Below are 17,495 nucleotides of genomic sequence, written 5' to 3' on the forward strand. Positions count from 1 at the left end.
TGATAAATTGTTAAAGAACGAAATAAAATTGGTCGGCGAGATAGGATTTGAACCTACGACCCACTGGTCCCAAACCAGTTGCGCTACCAAGCTGCGCTACTCGCCGTCTGTTACTCATTAAGAGTATATTTGAATGGGGTGGCTAATGGGATTCGAACCCACGACAACTGGAATCACAATCCAGGGCTCTACCAACTGAGCTATAGCCACCACTGTGTTGGTAGTGCTGTATTGACAACTGGCGCGCTCGACAAGATTCGAACTTGCGACCTTTGGCTCCGGAGGCCAACGCTCTATCCAACTGAGCTACGAACGCTTCGTTTAATCAATTCAACTTAATGCGTCGCAACGGAGGCGTATATTATAGACTTCGTCCTCGCTTGTCTAGCACTTTTTAAAAAAAATATAAAAAAACGCATTGTTTGGTTTTATTTTATTCAAAATGAATAATAAATATCAAAAACCTTACTTTTACTGGTTGGTTTATAGCCGGTTAGTTAGGTAATAGTAGGCATATTTAATTAAGTTTACCTGCCTTTGCCAGCGAGTCGGCTGACGTAATAAGCGGTAAAGCCACTCAAATCCATATTTTCGCCAAGAAATTGGTGCTCTTTTTATCTTGCCTGCAAAAACATCATATGTTCCCCCTACTCCCATATATAAAGCTTGAGGATATTGGTGCTTCGCCTTTTGCATAAATAATTCTTGCTTTGGTGTTCCCATTGCAACAGTAATAAATTTAGCTCCACTTTGTTTAATCTGCTTTATTATAGTTTGCTCCTCTTCAGCTTTAAAATAGCCATTTTGCAAACCAACTATATTTACATTCCACTGAGCTAACTTGTCCACTACCTTATTTAAGGTTTCATCGCTACTGCCAATCAAAAAAACAGGAATATTCAGCCGTCCTGCTTTTTGCATTAGTGTTTCCCATAGTTCTACACCTGCAATTCTGTCTAAATGATATTGTGGATATTTCTTTCTAATTGAATAAACAATGCTTACTCCATCTGCATAGTTAAATTCTGATTCTTGTAAGAATCGTGCTAGCTGTGGATTTTTTTCAGAAATAATGACCTTTTCTGCATTAATGGCAACTAATCCGCCTTGTTTAATTTCATTTTCATTCATCAAGAAATTTGCAAAATATTCTTTATTTTTAACCGCTTGTATTTCTATTCCTCGAATAGATACTTTTTTAATCATTGCGTTTACCTTGTCTTGTAGGGATTAAGTAAGCAATTAGCCAACAAGCTAAAAATACTAAACTGAAGAACATAAAGCGAGAGATAAAAGCATCTATCCCTTCTCTTACTAATACAATTAAATTAAATAAATTACCCAAACAGTAGGCTTGTATTACCGCTGAACAACAAGCTTCGCCATAGCTAAAGAGTTTGTCTAGCCCTTTTATAAAAAAAGCGACCGTAACCATTCCGATTCCGACTACCCAAAATCCCCCCATAATGTAGAAAGAGCCTAGTATTGTGGGGGAGATTGCAAGCCCTGACTGGTTTTCTAGAATAATTTTAGTGAAATAATTTGCTGTATTCCAAGCAATATCAGGACGTTCTGGCCAAATAGATTGAGGAATATAGACATAAAAATCTCTTATAATCGGCATTAAGCCCTGGTATTCAATCGGGTGGCTAAATAAGCGAGCTAGATTCTCCCAAGGTGAAAAGGTATCACGGCTTAAATATAAGAAAGTGTAGATTGCTTCGCTACCTGAAACGTCTAATTTATATCGAGCCAACGCAAGAGCAAACATTGCTACAAGGCTAATAATACCCGCTACTATAACGCCCCTTAAAGATAGATAACCTTGATAAAGCCCTATAAATAAGAAGAAAATAAAAGCTAGTGCTAAATTCGCCCTTGTTCCTCCCACGGCTAAATAGGTTATTCCACCAAATAATGCCCCTGCAATTAACAATGTCCACCAAGCTGTTTTATTCTTATACATAAAGAAGAAGATTAGTAATCCAGGTAAGAAGAAATAGAAAAAGCGTTTTAACGCTGCAGCTTCCACAATATTCTTTGCAAAAAGCTGGCTATATTTTTCTAACTTAAAGAGTAAGAATCCGTTTAAATACAGAAAATAAACTAACGTTAATGTTGCTAATAAAATCAAAATAAAAGCTGTTGATTTTGCCTGAAATCTTGCAAGATCATTAGTTTTAATATTAAGCTCTCTCTTGCTATTGGTAAAAGCAAATAAATAACAAAAGTAGTAAATTACATAGCTCACACCACTGGTAATAAAGACTTTCCATTGGGTTGAAATTTCAGGTAATTGGTAACCAAACCCAAATCCCATTAGTAAAGAGAATGGGAATCCCGCATAAAAAGTAACGAGATAGATTAAGCTAAATAGTAAATGAAAAGAAAATCTATGTTGTCGATACTCTTGATATATCAACGTTAAAATTCCGCCAACAGACAGTAAATAAAAACTAACTAGTAGAAAATAGTCTATCATTGCGTTACTAACTCATTTAATCGGGCTTGCCACAGTACAGTATAAGCTGGATAAAAAAATGCAATTTGCTCTTTATCCATTGCTTCAAGTTCTTGTTTTATTAATTGAATATTACTTTTTGTGATTGTATCAGGCTGTAAAAATGGCACTTTCTCCTGTTGCATATCCAAACAAAATGGATTATTCGGATGTAATACGCAGGGAATATTATACTCAACAAGTAAGGAAATTGTGCCGATTCCTTGCTGACGCTCAAAATTGAAATAGCCTAAATCACACTGTTTTAATAAAGTAGTATATTCCTCAAAATCGAGTTTCTCTTTTAAAATTTGCAAATTATTTGCCGAAAATAACCGCTTGCAATGTTGCTCTACCTGTAAAATATACTTTTCATTATTGGCAGGATACCCCATAGGAATAATAATTCGCACATTATTACCTAACTGTTGCTGAATTTGATTCAATGCTTCAATATGATTATTCGAGCTATCGCCAGAATTACCAAGCAAAATTGTGAATATTCTGTCTCTCTTTTTATTTACATCAGGGCTTTTCTTTGGCAACAATGTAGGAAAATAAAGAATTCGATCTTCTTTTGATCTTTCCCGAACCTTCTGCCAGAAATATGCAAGATCCCCCGAAGTCGCCCAGATCTTCCTTATTTTCTTCTGTGCCAGACGACGTATAGGGTAAAACAACTTAAACTTCCATAAGTTTGACGTTTCATATAGATCTGCTCCCCAAATATGCCAAACTAACTGCTTAGTTGGTAGCTGGTTTAGTAAAATAGCGAGCCAGATCCAAAAGTTAAATTGGCCGTGTAAAATAAAGTAAGCATTTGGATTTTTTCTTGCTTGCTTAATTATTGCTTTAGCAAGACGTAATGAAGAAGAAAATAGGCTAATATTAATGTCTGAAGAGTGCTGAATAACCGAGTTGTTTCCTACAACATAAAAAAAATGCTCCTGATTCATTAAATCAGGCAATAGATCTTGGCGAAAAAACTCGAGTAATCGGCGATTATGATGTGGAATATCCGCACCTAAAATATGATAAATATCAGTCATACTCTTCCTTAATTGAATACAAGCGGTAAGATTTTAACAAAATTTTGCAAAATTACTGCAACTTCTTTTTAAACAATCCATACTAAAAGCATCGCATATTCATTAAAAAGTGCTATGATATGTGGGCTTTTTATTTATCTATTTTCCTAATGAGGACTCTTTTTATTATGTCAAACGCCATCGCTAATGTGTCTAAACTGATTCAAGACAATGACATTAAATTTGTCTTACTAAAATTTACCGATATTAAAGGTAAAGAACACGGGGTCTCCCTGCCTGTCAGTTTAGTCGCCAACGATCTTGAAGATTTATTTGAGGAAGGCAAAATGTTCGACGGTTCTTCCGTTGAAGGTTGGAAAGCAATTAATAAAGCTGATATGCTTTTAATGCCAATCGCAGAAACCGCAGTTGTTGATCCTTTCGCCAGAATTCCTACCTTAACTATCCGTTGCTCAATTTACGACCCAAACACAATGCAGTCTTACGACCGTGACCCTCGCTCTATTGCTCAACGTGCCGAAAACTATTTAAAATCAACCGGCATTGCAGATAGCGTAATGTTTGGGCCTGAGCCAGAATTCTTCTTATTTGATGATGTACGTTTCAGTACAGAAATGAATAACGTGTCATATAAAATTGATGATGTTGAAGCAGCGTGGAATACTAATCGTAAATTTGAAGATGGTAACAATGCGTATCGACCATTAAAAAAAGGCGGATACTGTGCCATTGCACCAATCGACACCGCTCACGACATTCGTTCTGAAATGTGCTTACTTATGGAAGAAATGGGGCTTGTTATTGAGGCTCATCATCACGAAGTTGCCACTGCAGGGCAAAATGAGATTGCAACTAAATTTAACAGCTTAACCTTAAAAGCAGACGAAACCCAAATTTATAAATATATCGTTCAAAATGTTGCGGTTGAACACGGTAAAACCGCTTGTTTTATGGCGAAACCTTTCGCAGGCGATAATGGCTCAGGTATGCACTGTAATATGTCATTAAGCAAAGAAGGCAAAAATGTGTTTATGGGCGACAAATATGCAGGTTTATCCGAAACTGCCCTTTACTATATTGGTGGGATCATTAAACACGCAAGAGCATTAAATGCTTTTACCAATCCAACCACTAACTCTTATAAGCGTTTAGTGCCGGGCTTTGAAGCTCCAGTATTGTTAGCTTATTCTGCAAGTAACCGTTCGGCTTCTATTCGTATTCCTGCGGTAACTAGCCCGAAAGCTACACGTGTTGAAGCTCGTTTCCCAGATCCGATGGCAAATCCATACTTATGTTTTGCGGCATTATTAATGGCGGGTCTTGATGGTGTAATTAATAAAATTCACCCAGGTGATGCAATGGATAAAAACCTTTACGACTTACCGCCAGAAGAGTTGAAAGATATTCCAACTGTTGCTTCTTCTTTAGAGTCTGCTCTTGATGCATTAAGCAACGACTTTGAGTTCTTAACTCAAGGTGGGGTATTTACTAAAGACTTTATTGAAGCTTATATCGGTATTCGCCGTAAAGAAGTTGAGCGTGTGAATATGACGCCACACCCAGTAGAATTTGAGCTTTACTACGCTTAATTGCTTTTAACTAAACAAAACGGTTGAATTTCAACCGTTTTGCTTTTTTAGGAACTCACAAACCGCCTTAATGACTCTATTCTGAGCTTGTTCTGTTAAGTTATAAAATAGCGGTAATCTGACTAAACGCTCGCTTTCCCGTGTTGTCCATTTATCTTCTCCCACAAAACGCCCATATTTTTTCCCTGCAGGGCTTGTATGCAAAGGAATATAATGAAAGACCGTTAAAATATCTCGTGCTTTCATAAATTCAATAAAAGCGGTTCTTTCTGTTAAATCTCTTAACTTTAAATAGAATAAATGTCCATTATGCAAGCAATTACTTGATATTGAAGGAAGTTGAAAATTACTCGTTCCAAAAGGCTTAAACGCTTGGTAATAACGTTGCCAAAGAATTTGTCGGGTATGATTAATATGCTCAGCCGCATCTAATTGTGCATATAAATAAGCTGCTTGAATTTCCGACATTAAAAAACTCGAACCAATGTCCTGCCAACGGTATTTATCAACTTCCCCTCGAAAAAATTGATGACGATCCGTTCCTTTTTCTCGAATTATCTCTGCCCTTTCAATCAATTTAGGATCATTAATAATAATTGCCCCGCCTTCCCCGCCAGCACTATAATTTTTGGTTTCGTGAAAGCTATAACAACCAATATGCCCTATTGAACCCAATGCTTTTCCGTTATAAAAAGACATCACTCCTTGGGCGGCATCTTCTATAACATACAAACCATATTTTTCAGCGACCGCCATAATCGTATTCATTTCGCAGGGCAGCCCTGCATAATGAACCGGGACTATTGCTTTAGTTTTAGTTGTAATAGCTTGTTCAAGCAGTTTTTCATCAAGATTCATTGTATCAGGGCGAATATCTACAAATACAATTTTTGCCCCTCGTAAGACAAAAGCATTTGCAGAAGAGACAAAGGTATAACTAGGCATAATTATCTCATCGCCAGCTTGAATATCTAATAACATTGCGGCCATCTCTAAGGCTGCAGTACAAGAAGGAACTAGCAATACCTTAGAATGCTCTAAATTCTGCTCTAGCCACTGCTCACAGAGACTGGAAAACTTACCACCACCAGATAATCTCCCAGTTGTGATTGCTTGATGTATATAATCTAACTCAGTACCTACAACAGGCGGTTGATTAAAAGGTATAAAATGCGAATTCATCATATTTTTAACGTTTAGGGTAAAACCAATAATACACAGCTTTTATTTTTGCACCAATATGTTGGTATAAGCGTATTGCGTGAATATTGCTACTTTGGGTTGCGATGTGCAATTTCGTTCTATTTTGTTGCAAAGCCCAAATAACAGCTGCATTTAGTAATATTTTCCCAATGCCTTGTTGCTGAAAAGAAGGAGCTACCGCCAACAAACCAATTTTTGCGTGCTGATTTTGCTCAAGCTTTACTGTAATGCCTCCTTGCAACTGCCCTTTTTCACTGCGTTTAATCAGGCAAATATCATCAAACTGCCCACTGACTGCATTTGCAACCCAAGTTTGGTAAAAGCGTTGATTTTCTTCCAATGAAAAATAAGGCGGGCGAAACCGACTTTTCAAAAAAGCTGAACCAAAAAGTGTTTGTAATTCCACAAGATCGTGTTGCTGTGCTATTTTACAAGCGGTCTGATTTTCTAAAAATATTGCAAATTTCTCTAAATTATTAACCGCTTGGTTTGTATTCCAGAATGACGTTTGAGTAAGATCTAACTCAAATTCAATTTCCCCTTCGACAAAGCTAAACCTCTGTTTTTGTAACTGTGCAACCTGTTTTAGATCGGTTGCACTCACTTTTACTTGCACAATCTCTCTATTAAAAAATGTAGAAAGCCATTTATCAGGTTGGATCATTTTTGCCAGACTCCTCGGCAATCAATAATATATTGTTGTGAAATCTGTTTAGTATCTACTTTTTTAAAGGCAGAATGATCTACTAATAATACTAAAATATCAGCTTGAGTCAGAGCGTCATCTAACTCGACTAACTCAATATTATTCAATGATAATGATTGAATATTAGGCTCTACAGCAACTACATTACCACTGTGCCAACTCGCTATTTGTTGAGTAATTCGCAAAGCGGCACTTTCACGCAAATCATCAATATCTGCTTTAAATGTTAAACCTAAGCAAGCAATAGTTAATTCACTTAACTTACAATCTTTTTTAATTGCACATTCCGTTAAGGTAATTTTCACTTTTTCGACTACCCATTGTGATTTCTTGTCATTTATTTCACGAGCTGTGCGAATTAACTTAGCAAGCTTAGGCACGCTTGAAACAATAAACCAAGGATCAACTGCAACACAATGCCCACCAACCCCAGCACTTGGTTGTAAAATATTTACTCGAGGATGGCAATTCGCTAATTCAATTAGCTCCCATATATTAATATTCAACTCATCGCAAATCATTGAAAGTTCATTAGCAAATGCAATATTAACGTCTCTAAAACTATTCTCTACCAACTTACACAATTCAGCGGTACGGGCATCCGTTTTCAAGCATTGCCCTTTTGCAAAAATTTGATATAAAGCGACCGCTTGCTCAGTGCATTTTTCACTTAAACCACCAATCACACGATCGTTATTTACGATCTCTTCCATCGCCTTACCTGGCAAAACTCGCTCGGGGCAATAAGCAATATAAATATCGGTTTGTTCTTCAAAAGGAAAACGTAAATCAGGGCGAGCTTGTTTTAGCCATTTAGCGAGTTGTTCTGTGGTTCCAACAGGCGATGTTGATTCCAATACGATAAGATTGCCTTTAGATAAATGTGGTGCAATAGACAATGCGGCGGCCTGAATATAAGAAATGTCTGGTTGATTATTTGTTAGTGGCGTAGGTACGGCAATAATAAATGCATCGGCAGGCTTTGGGGTTGTTGTTGCAAAAAACAAACCATTTTCAACCGCTTGTTGTACGATTGGCTGAAGTTGTGGCTCAACAATATCTATTCTACCCTGATTAATATTCGTTACTTTTTCTAGTTGAGTATCTACACCAATAACTGATTTGCCACTACGGGCAAAAATAGCAGCCGTGGGCAATCCAACATAACCTAACCCTAAAATAGAAATCGTGCTAAAAGTTGCTTGAGGCATATTTAACTAACTTACCATTTATAATTGATAAATGGCACACTCAATTAAAGTGTGCCATCTTGAAATAATTATCTTAAATTTGTTTACTACGTTTAGAGCGTCGTTTTAAGCGTCGAACCAGACGGGTTACTCGCCAAGCGTGTGTAATAGAATAAGCATATAACAAGAATAACCCAATAAACATCAACATCATCATCCATTGGTTCCAATAATATACTTCACCTAAAACACCAATGGTTGAACAAAAACCTGCCCATAATGTAATGGCTAATAATGCTTGGCGAGAGGTTAAGCCTGCTCTCATCATTAAATGGTGTAAGTGCAAGCGATCGGGTTTAAAAGGGCTTTTACCTTTTTTTAAACGACGAATAATCACTGCCACCATATCAATAAGTGGCACCGCAATCAGCCATAAACCTGTAATTGGGCTAATTGGTGAACCTTGTCCTTGCGTACTTAAAAGCAGAATCCAAATAATGGTAAAGCCAATTAAGGTGCTTCCTGAATCGCCCATAAATACTTTCCATTTAGCCCCAAAAACACTTAAATTAAATAGGGCATAAGGTAATAAGACGAAAATAAGAGAAAAGCACCAATACCCTAATGTTGGCTCACCATTAATAAACATTAATGCACCTAGGCCTGCAAAACTCACGCTAGAAAGACCTGCTAATAAACCATCAATACCATCAATCATATTAAAGGCATTAATCACACCAATGGTAATAAAAATAGTAAATACAACGCCGAGCCAACCTAGTTCAATACTGAAAGGTGCGATAATCTGTCCTAAACTTTCTAGTGATAAACCGCTATAAATCATTGCTCCCGCTAAGCCTGCCTGAATGCCTGCACGTAATAACGGGCTAATATCGAATCTATCATCTAACACACCAATTACCAATAAAATGGTAACCGCTGAAAGATAAAGCTCAGGCAATCGCATATCTTGCCACTGCATAAAATAAAAGGTGAGATTACCAATAAATAAAGCAATACCACCAATTAATGGAATAACACCTTGATGACGTTTACGAAAATTTGGTTTATCAACTAACCCTATCATTTCCGCAACAGGACGCATTACAATCAAGGCTAAAAAAGAAACAATAAAGACTGTTAAAAAAGTAAGCCACATTGTGGGGTTATCTCGAAAATAAGCTTAAAAATATGCTTGCAGAATAGCATAAGCCTGCAAAGTCGTAAAATTTTTTAGCCAAAATTAGCCCTTTTCAGTACAATAGTAAACAGATTGTAAAAGCAAAAGGAATCATTATGTCTATTTCAGAAAAATTATTTGAACAAGCTCAAAAAGTTATTCCTGGTGGAGTAAACTCACCTGTTCGAGCATTTAAAGGTGTCGGCGGCACACCTGTTTTCATTGAAAAAGCAAAGGGAGCTTATATTACAGATAGCGATGGCAAACAATATATCGACTATGTAGGTTCTTGGGGGCCGATGGTATTAGGGCATAACCACCCGAAAATTATTGATGCGGTGCTAAAAGCAGTACCAAATGGATTGAGTTTCGGTGCACCTACTGCTGCTGAAATTACCCTTGCAGAATTAGTTTGCAAACTAGTGCCTTCAATCGAAATGGTCAGAATGGTAAGTTCTGGCACTGAAGCGACAATGTCGGCAATTCGCCTTGCTCGAGGCTACACAGGCAGAGATAAAATCATTAAATTTGAAGGTTGTTATCACGGGCATTCTGATTCATTATTAGTTAAAGCGGGTTCTGGTGCATTAACCCTTGGCCAGCCAAGTGGTCCGGGCGTACCTGCTGATTTTGCCAAACACACTCTTACTTGTACTTATAACGATTTAGATTCTGTTAAAGCCGCATTCGAGCAATACCCAAATGAAATTGCTTGCTTAATTGTAGAGCCTGTTGCCGGTAATATGAACTGTATTCCGCCGCATAAAGGTTTCTTGCAAGGTTTACGTGAGCTTTGTACTCAATATGGTGCAGTCTTTATTATTGATGAAGTGATGACAGGCTTCCGTGTTGCATTAGGCGGTGCTCAATCTTACTATGGCGTAACACCAGATTTAACCACGCTCGGTAAAATTATTGGTGGCGGTATGCCAGTTGGTGCTTTTGGCGGTAAAAAAGAGATTATGGAACACATTGCTCCAACAGGCCCAGTTTACCAAGCTGGTACACTTTCAGGCAATCCGATTGCAATGGCAGCAGGGCTTGCGTGCCTAACGGAATTAGCAAACGAAGGTAATGAAAAAACATTAGCCGATAAAACAAAAACCTTAGCAGAAGGCTTTAAAACACTTGCAGATAAACATAATGTTCCACTTACAGTGCAATATGTTGGAGGAATGTTCGGTTTATTCTTTACAGAACAAAAAGCAGTAACAAACTTCCAAGAAGTGATGAAATGCGATGCGGCTAAATTTAACCGTTTCTTCCATTTAATGTTAGAACAAGGTGTATATCTTGCACCATCTGCATTTGAGGCTGGCTTTATGTCTCTAGCACATTCTGATGCTGATATTGAAGCCACTTTAGCAGCTGCCGATAAAGCGTTCGCTCAACTATAACTCGCTCTATTACAAGCGGTTAAATTTAAAAATTATATTGCAAAATTTACTTAAATTTAAACCGCTTGTATTACTTTTCTAATCATATCAGCGAAGTGTTGTACAACCTTATCTTGCTTATCTAAATATAATGCAGGCTCAATTAATTCCAATTCATTCAGCAAAAAACGCTCGCCAATAATTGTGCCGTCCACCCGCACGTAATTCGGCATTTCGGGCAATGTAGTTAAAACGTTTTGAGCTTGTTGGATAATACTTTCACTTACTTTTTGAGCAGAAATCTGTACCCCGTAAGCAGAATTCGCCCGCCATTCATTTTCAGCCGGTTGTCGCTTAATACTATGACTAAATTCCCCACCGAAAAAAATTAGGCTGGTTTCACCATTGCTTGCAACTTCAGGAATATAAGGCTGTAAAATAATACCTGATTGATAATGCTCTAATTCAACAAGCGGTTGATTTTTGCAAACTTTTTGCACAAAACGACCGCTTTGCCCGATTACTGGTTTAATTACCACATCTTGCCAGCCTTGCTGAAGCAAGGTTTGCTGTAGAACTTTCGGATCTGCCGGCAATATTTGGCTAGGAATCACATCAATGCCCCACTGTTGCAGATCGACTAAATAACGCTTATTCATATTCCATTGCATTAAGGCTATGGAATTAAGAAAAACAGCCCCTTGTGCCGACATTTTACGCAACCATTGCTGAAAGAGTTCGGGTTGCTCGGCATAGTCCCACGCACAGAGCGGCAAAATCACATCGCTTTGTGCAGTAGTCTGCCAAGGGGTAATTTCCACCTTGAAATCATTGCTAAGTTGATTAACTAAAGGCTGTAAATTTTGTGGTAGCTGAGGGTATTTTAGGCAAGTTGTGAGCCTAAGTGTTTTCATTTGGATAACAGCGTTTAAAAAGCACAAACATTGAGGTCTGTGCTTTTATTTAAAGTAAATGGTTATTCAACCAAATCCATATAATCGAATAAACGTCCTTTATTTTCTTTAGTACGCTTCTCGATTTTCTCAACTTCTTTTTGAGCTTCTTCACGATTTACTGCGTTGCCTACTTGGATAATACCGCTCATATTCATTGTGCGGTGCGGTGGGCAATAGTAAACATAGACACCTTCGTGCGTGAGCGTAATAGTAAATTCTTCATCTTCTTTAGATAAAAATTTCTCCGCCCCTTCCGGAATGGCTCGGCTTTGCACCCAATGCCCTTTGTGAGTTGGTACGAATGTCACGGTATCACCCACTTCCGCTTTTAGATAGCCTGGCTCAAAGACCATTCCGCCTTCAGCATTATTATCTAACATTTTAATTTCGTGATGGGCAGCCATTGCTGTTCCCGAAAAAGCCACAAGGGCGGTTAATAATAATTTTTTCATTATGATTTCCTCTAAATTCTTAGTTTTTCTTTTTACGTAACGGGCGAATCACAGGTTGCCCCGTGCGGTCGTATAAGATTTCGGTTTCAACATTATACAATCGGCTGATTAAATCTGCCTGCAAAACTTGTTTTGCCTCGCCAAAACCTTGTAATTTGCCGTTACCGAGCAAAATAATATCATCTGAAAATTGTGCCGCTAAACTTAAATCGTGTAGCACCATAATCGTAATCAGTTGGTTTTGCTTCGTGTACTCGCAAACGTGTTCAAGCAGGTTGATTTGGTGATGCATATCTAACGCACTCACTGGTTCGTCCAACATTAAAATTTGCGGACTTCGTAGCAATACTTGTGCAAACATTACCATTTGCCGTTGCCCACCACTAAGCCGCATAATATCTTTATGAGCCAAGTGAGCAATGCCCAATTTTGCCATAATGGTTGCAGCTTCGGTTAAAAGTTCATCACTCACGTGCATATTAAGTGCATCTAATCTGCCGAGTAAAATCACTTCCAATGCGGTTAAAGAGGCTTCCACTTGGGTATCTTGCGGCATATAGCCAATCGCTTTTCGCCAAGCTAATAAATGGTGTTTATTTAATGTTTTATCATTAAATTGAATATTCCCTGTAAAGGGAACTTCGCCAAAAATTGTTTTAATCAGCGAAGATTTTCCTGCTCCGTTCGGGCCTAAAATCGTATAGATTTTGCCACGTTCTAAGTTCAATGACAAATCTTCGGCAATCACTAAACTCCCTCGTTTAATCTGTAAATTTTCCAGTTTTAACATTATCCGCCCCGTTTGCTCAGCACAATCCAGAAGAAAAACGGCACACCGACAAAAGAGGTAATAATGCCAACTGGGAATAATGCCCCCGGAATAATCGCTTTCGATAACACCGATGAAATGGATAAAAACGCTGCCCCGACTAGCATTGCTCCAGGTAAGAAAAAGCGTTGATCTTCGCCTAATAACATTCGAGCCACGTGCGGTGCTACTAATCCGATAAAGCCGATAATACCGACAAAGCTAATGGCGGTGGCGGTCATTATTGCCACAATAATCAAGGTTTTTAAACGTAATAACTGCAAGTTAATACCAAGACTTAATGCCCGCTCTTCCCCCAAGCGTAAAGCGGTCAATTTCCACACATCTTTTGCAAGTAAGGTAGTGCAAACAATGGTCACCACTGTTGTAACCGCTAAATTCTCCCACGTGGCTTTGGTTAGGCTGCCAAATAGCCAGAATAAAATCTGTTGGGAAATTTCAGGTGCGGCGATAAATTGAATCAGTGAAAGTAAGGATTGAAATAAGAAAAGTAAGGCAATTCCGACTAACACTAACATTGCGGAATTAAAACGTCGCATTGAAGCAAAAATAAAAAGCACGATCGAGGCAATCATTGTCATCACAAATGCCCCAATCGGTACGGAAATGGAGGAAGGAAGCCCAAAACCGCCAAACGCAATTACTGCCGAGGCTCCAAGCCCTGCCGCTGCCGCTAAACCTAAAGTATAAGGGCTTGCCATTGGGTTATTTAGCAAAGTTTGGATTTCTGCCCCACCTACTCCTAGAGCGGCTCCGACCACTAATGCCATTAATGCCATCGGTAAACGTAAGTCGTAAACAATAACCTTTGTTGTCGTTTCTGCTTCACCTATCCCAAATAGAGTAGAAACAACCTCCTCTAACGGCAACATTGAAGGCCCTGTAGCAATATCAAAGACAACACCAATCAAGCTAATTGCTAAGAATATAAGCACAACAAACCAACGCTTACGTTCTAGCAAGCGTTGGTTCCTGACAATATCTTCTACGGCTTGAGCTTGTTTTTTCTGTTCAGCCGAATCTACCATTATTTGCTCTCAGGCTCTAAGTAGAAGGTACCAGCTGGTACAATAGGAAGATATTTTTTATAAAATTCAACGTAGGTTTTGGTTGGGTTAATATCTTTAAATAATTCAGGGTAAATCGCTTTTGCGATAAATTGAATAGATGCACCATCAGAAACTGTGCGAGAGTTTGCGTGATAAACTCCGTATAATCTGTTATTTTTAATTGCTGGTAATTCAGACCAACCCGGACGTTTTGCAAAACCAGCTAAGCGTTTACGGGCTTCTGCTTCATCAATATTAAAACCTGCAACCATTGCATCTGGGTTTTTCTTCAACTCAGTTTCACGGCCACTGATAATCACCACATCTGGTTTTGCCGCTACCACTAATTCAGGGTTAATCGGGCTATAAAATTCCACCGCATTTTTGGCAATATTATCGCCGCCAACAAGATTTACCATTGCTCCCCACATACTTTTACCAAAGGTAAAACTATGCTCTGCTGGGCCTTTGTTCCCAAATTCCACATAAACTTTCGGTTTTGGTAAATTCGCTTTCGCAACACGGTCTTGAATATCTTTAGCTAGTGCGGTGTATTCTTCGTTAATTTGTTTTGCTTTCTCTTCTTGCCCAGTTAATTTACCGATAATTTCAGTCGATTGAACGTGTTTATCTACCGTTTGTGCCAAATAATCAACGACTACCACAGGAATACCAGCAGTTTCTAATGGAGCTAAATCGGAATCTAAAGCTTCAAACTGCCATTTTGCCATTAATACATAATCAGGTTTTAATGCTAATACTTTCTCAACAGAGAATGTTCCAACCTCTACTTCGCCCACATCTTCTAGCTCATTTAATTTTGGTACAGCTTTGGTAAATTCAGCCCAGCTTGCAGGTGCCCAGTCTGACCACACCGCTTTTGAGAAACCGACTACATTGTCTAATGCGTTTTCGCCACCAACTGCCATATAGTCTTGGTAGTTAAATGCCAATACCACACGTTTTGCTGGTAATTCGACGGTAAGCTTGCGATCCATCACATCGGTAATTTCAACTGGGGCGGCAAATGCTGAGCCTGAAATGGCGAGGAAAGTTGAAAGTGCCAACGCATTTAGTTTCATTTTGCTGAACATAAATTCTCCTATTGAAATATTAAACTAAGAATAACTATTATTTACTTTAATAGAAATAGCATAACAAAACAAGAATTATTCTTATTTAATAACCAAAATTGCTTAAGGTTGCAGGCTACTTCGTTCTCAGTAACTTATTAATTTTTTATGGATAGGGGGTTTATTTTGTTTTAGAATGATGTTCTCTTTTTGATAGGTGGATAAACCAATGAAAAAACTACTTTTAGTTGCCTTAGTGGCAACCTTAGGCTTAAGTGCGTGTGGGGTAAAAGGCCCGCTTTACTTCCCAGAACAAGCACCTAAACACGAACAGAAATAATATTAACAAGCGGTTGAATTTCACTAACATTTTGCAAAATTCGGCAAAAATTTAACCGCTTGTAAGATCGCTATTAAAGCTAAAACACAACGGAATCTCAATGAATCATTTTGAATATAAAAATAATCAACTTTTTGCTGAAAATGTCGCAGTGAAAGATATTGTCACACAATATGGCACTCCTGCTTACATTTACTCTCGTGCCACGCTTGAACGTCACTGGCACGCTTTTAATAATGCTTTTGGCACCCACCCTCATCTTGTTTGCTTTGCGGTAAAATCTAACTCAAACATTGCCTTATTAAATGTAATGGCTCGTCTTGGCTCGGGTTTTGATATTGTTTCGCAGGGAGAATTGGAGCGTGTACTTGCAGCAGGTGGTGATGCCTCTAAAGTTGTATTCTCGGGTGTAGCAAAATCGCACAGTGAAATTCAACGTGCATTAGAAGTTGGAATTCGTTGCTTTAATGTAGAGTCTATTCCTGAGTTACTTCGCATCAATGAAGTCGCAGGTCAATTAGACAAAATCGCCCCGATTTCATTACGTGTAAATCCAGATGTCGATGCTCATACCCACCCTTACATTTCAACAGGGTTAAAAGAAAATAAATTTGGTGTGAGCGTTACTCAAGCTCGTGAAGTGTATCGTTTAGCCAAAACGCTACCGCATATTAAAATTTCAGGAATGGATTGCCACATCGGTTCACAATTAACCGAATTACAACCGTTCTTAGATGCAACCGATCGCTTAATTGTGTTAATGGAACAGCTCAAAGAAGATGGTATTGAACTACACCATTTAGATTTAGGCGGTGGTTTGGGTGTGCCTTACAATGGCGAAGAACCGCCACACCCAACAGAGTATGCAACTGCATTACTTAATAAATTAAAAGGCTATGAAAATTTAGAAATTATTATTGAGCCGGGGCGTGCCATTACCGCCAATGCAGGTATTTTGGTGACTAAAGTGGAATACCTCAAACAAAATGAAGATCGTAATTTTGCGATTGTCGATACTGGTATGAACGATATGATCCGCCCTGCACTTTATGAAGCCTATATGCGAATCAGCGAGGTAGATAAAACTCTTACTCGTGAAACAGCCACTTATGATGTAGTTGGCCCAATTTGCGAAACCTCTGATTTCTTAGGTAAAGGCAGAGAACTAGCAGTGGCAGAAGGCGATTTAATTGCAATGCACTCAGCAGGTGCCTATGGTGCGGCAATGTCTTCTACTTACAACTCTCGCCCACAAGCTGCAGAAATTATGGTGGACGGCAACCAAGCACACTTAATTAAAGCCCGTGCCGAATTTGCTGATTTATGGCGTTTAGAAAAATTATTACCTTAATTGAGGATAACTTATGAAATTATATGGTTTAGTCGGTGCTTGCTCTTTTATTCCCCACGTAGCATTAGAATGGGTTAAAGCACACACCCAACAAGATTATGAGTTTCAAGCGGTAAGCAGAGAATTTATTAAATCTGAAGAATTTTTAGCGTTAAACCCAAACGGTGCGGTGCCGTTACTAGTAGATGGCGATCTTGTACTTTCTCAAAACCAAGCTATTTTGCACTACTTAGACGAAATTTGCCCAGAGGCAAAACTTTTTGGTAGTAAAACCGCTCGTGATAAAGCAAAAGCTGCTCGCTGGTTAGCCTTTTTCAATGCAGATGTGCATAAATCGTTTGTGCCACTTTTCCGCCTGCCAAGCTATGCCGAAGGTAATGAAGAATTAAGTAAAACTATTCGCCAACAAGCCGCCACACAAGTGCTAGAACAACTTGCTGTTGCGAATGCTCATCTAGAAAAGCACATTTTCTTTGGCGAGGCAATTTCAGTCGCCGATGTGTACCTTTACACAATGCTGAACTGGTGCCGTTTATTGGGGCTAGATTTCTCGCATCTTGAACAACTTTCTGCCTTTATGCAACGTGTTGAGGCGGACAAAGGTGTGGATAACGTAAGAATGCAAGAAGGCTTAAAAGGCTAAAACGCAGTT

17 protein-coding genes and 3 tRNA genes are annotated in these 17,495 nt (G+C 38.6%); 5 read left to right on the forward strand and 15 right to left on the reverse strand.

What is annotated here, in order from left to right; all coding sequences use genetic code 11:
- Nucleotides 1-29: 29 nt before the first annotated feature.
- The 6 genes from PTQ27_RS10885 to PTQ27_RS10910 all read right to left on the reverse strand — a co-directional run bounded on the left by PTQ27_RS10885 (nt 30) and on the right by PTQ27_RS10910 (nt 3,549).
- Nucleotides 30-106: transfer RNA gene (locus PTQ27_RS10885), tRNA-Pro, on the reverse strand.
- A 28-nt stretch (nt 107-134) separates the two neighbouring features.
- A tRNA-His gene (locus tag PTQ27_RS10890) sits at nt 135-210 on the reverse strand.
- 29 nt (nt 211-239) lie between these two features.
- Nucleotides 240-316: transfer RNA gene (locus PTQ27_RS10895), tRNA-Arg, on the reverse strand.
- 167 nt (nt 317-483) lie between these two features.
- Nucleotides 484-1,206: a lipopolysaccharide N-acetylmannosaminouronosyltransferase gene (gene wecG / locus PTQ27_RS10900; RefSeq protein ID WP_273749780.1), complete on the reverse strand. Its 723-nt coding sequence runs from the start codon at nt 1,204-1,206 to the stop codon at nt 484-486.
- Nucleotides 1,199-2,482: an ECA oligosaccharide polymerase gene (gene wzyE / locus PTQ27_RS10905; protein WP_273749781.1), complete on the reverse strand. Its 1,284-nt coding sequence runs from the start codon at nt 2,480-2,482 to the stop codon at nt 1,199-1,201. Before wzyE ends, wecG begins: the two co-directional genes overlap by 8 nt.
- The gene (locus tag PTQ27_RS10910) at nt 2,479-3,549 is read right to left on the reverse strand and encodes a TDP-N-acetylfucosamine:lipid II N-acetylfucosaminyltransferase family protein (RefSeq protein WP_273749782.1); all 1,071 of its coding nucleotides are present in this window, start codon (nt 3,547-3,549) and stop codon (nt 2,479-2,481) included. The genes wzyE and PTQ27_RS10910 overlap by 4 nt, the downstream gene beginning before the upstream one ends.
- Before the next feature lie 167 nt (nt 3,550-3,716).
- Here PTQ27_RS10910 and glnA point away from each other — a divergent pair, with 167 nt between their 5' ends.
- Nucleotides 3,717-5,138, forward strand: coding sequence for a type I glutamate--ammonia ligase (gene glnA / locus PTQ27_RS10915; RefSeq protein WP_273749783.1), 1,422 nt, complete (start codon nt 3,717-3,719; stop codon nt 5,136-5,138).
- Between the two features lie 30 nt (nt 5,139-5,168).
- Here glnA and rffA read toward each other — a convergent pair whose 3' ends face one another.
- The 4 genes from rffA to wecA form a co-directional block, all read right to left on the reverse strand.
- Nucleotides 5,169-6,323, reverse strand: a complete 1,155-nt coding sequence (rffA, locus tag PTQ27_RS10920) for a dTDP-4-amino-4,6-dideoxygalactose transaminase (RefSeq protein WP_273749784.1) — start codon at nt 6,321-6,323, stop codon at nt 5,169-5,171.
- A gap of 4 nt (nt 6,324-6,327) precedes the next feature.
- Nucleotides 6,328-7,005, reverse strand: coding sequence for a dTDP-4-amino-4,6-dideoxy-D-galactose acyltransferase (rffC, locus tag PTQ27_RS10925; protein ID WP_273749785.1), 678 nt, complete (start codon nt 7,003-7,005; stop codon nt 6,328-6,330).
- Nucleotides 7,002-8,258, reverse strand: coding sequence for a UDP-N-acetyl-D-mannosamine dehydrogenase (wecC, locus tag PTQ27_RS10930; protein WP_273749786.1), 1,257 nt, complete (start codon nt 8,256-8,258; stop codon nt 7,002-7,004). Before wecC ends, rffC begins: the two co-directional genes overlap by 4 nt.
- A 73-nt stretch (nt 8,259-8,331) precedes the next feature.
- Entirely contained in the window at nt 8,332-9,396 is a 1,065-nt protein-coding gene (wecA, locus tag PTQ27_RS10935; RefSeq protein WP_273749787.1) for a UDP-N-acetylglucosamine--undecaprenyl-phosphate N-acetylglucosaminephosphotransferase, read from the reverse strand.
- 137 nt (nt 9,397-9,533) lie between these two features.
- Between wecA and hemL the strand changes: the two genes are divergently transcribed.
- Nucleotides 9,534-10,814, forward strand: coding sequence for a glutamate-1-semialdehyde 2,1-aminomutase (hemL, locus tag PTQ27_RS10940; RefSeq protein WP_273749788.1), 1,281 nt, complete (start codon nt 9,534-9,536; stop codon nt 10,812-10,814).
- Between the two features lie 56 nt (nt 10,815-10,870).
- Here the strand turns inward: hemL and PTQ27_RS10945 are convergent, their stop codons facing one another.
- The 5 genes from PTQ27_RS10945 to PTQ27_RS10965 form a co-directional block, all read right to left on the reverse strand.
- The gene (locus PTQ27_RS10945; RefSeq protein WP_273749789.1) at nt 10,871-11,707 is read right to left on the reverse strand and encodes an ATP-grasp domain-containing protein; all 837 of its coding nucleotides are present in this window, start codon (nt 11,705-11,707) and stop codon (nt 10,871-10,873) included.
- Nucleotides 11,708-11,769: 62 nt separating this feature from the next.
- The gene (locus PTQ27_RS10950; RefSeq protein ID WP_273749790.1) at nt 11,770-12,201 is read right to left on the reverse strand and encodes a pseudoazurin; all 432 of its coding nucleotides are present in this window, start codon (nt 12,199-12,201) and stop codon (nt 11,770-11,772) included.
- Between the two features lie 19 nt (nt 12,202-12,220).
- A complete protein-coding gene (locus PTQ27_RS10955; RefSeq protein ID WP_273749791.1) occupies nt 12,221-12,991 on the reverse strand; it encodes an ABC transporter ATP-binding protein in 771 nt (256 codons plus the stop codon).
- Nucleotides 12,991-14,058: a FecCD family ABC transporter permease gene (locus PTQ27_RS10960; RefSeq protein ID WP_273749792.1), complete on the reverse strand. Its 1,068-nt coding sequence runs from the start codon at nt 14,056-14,058 to the stop codon at nt 12,991-12,993. Before PTQ27_RS10960 ends, PTQ27_RS10955 begins: the two co-directional genes overlap by 1 nt.
- Nucleotides 14,058-15,173: an ABC transporter substrate-binding protein gene (locus PTQ27_RS10965; protein WP_273749793.1), complete on the reverse strand. Its 1,116-nt coding sequence runs from the start codon at nt 15,171-15,173 to the stop codon at nt 14,058-14,060. Before PTQ27_RS10965 ends, PTQ27_RS10960 begins: the two co-directional genes overlap by 1 nt.
- Nucleotides 15,174-15,381: 208 nt before the next feature.
- Here PTQ27_RS10965 and lptM point away from each other — a divergent pair, with 208 nt between their 5' ends.
- The 3 genes from lptM (at nt 15,382) to PTQ27_RS10980 (ending at nt 17,486) form a co-directional block, all read left to right on the forward strand.
- Nucleotides 15,382-15,492 carry an LPS translocon maturation chaperone LptM gene (gene lptM, locus PTQ27_RS10970; protein WP_273749794.1) on the forward strand — a complete coding sequence of 37 codons (111 nt, stop codon included), beginning with the start codon at nt 15,382-15,384 and terminating at the stop codon, nt 15,490-15,492.
- 100 nt (nt 15,493-15,592) lie between these two features.
- Nucleotides 15,593-16,843, forward strand: a complete 1,251-nt coding sequence (lysA, locus tag PTQ27_RS10975) for a diaminopimelate decarboxylase (RefSeq protein ID WP_273749795.1) — start codon at nt 15,593-15,595, stop codon at nt 16,841-16,843.
- A gap of 13 nt (nt 16,844-16,856) precedes the next feature.
- Nucleotides 16,857-17,486 carry a glutathione S-transferase family protein gene (locus PTQ27_RS10980; RefSeq protein ID WP_273749796.1) on the forward strand — a complete coding sequence of 210 codons (630 nt, stop codon included), beginning with the start codon at nt 16,857-16,859 and terminating at the stop codon, nt 17,484-17,486.
- Nucleotides 17,487-17,495: the final 9 nt, after the last annotated feature.

This window comes from Mannheimia cairinae, from assembly GCF_028649535.1.
Lineage (GTDB): Bacteria > Pseudomonadota > Gammaproteobacteria > Enterobacterales > Pasteurellaceae > Mannheimia > Mannheimia cairinae.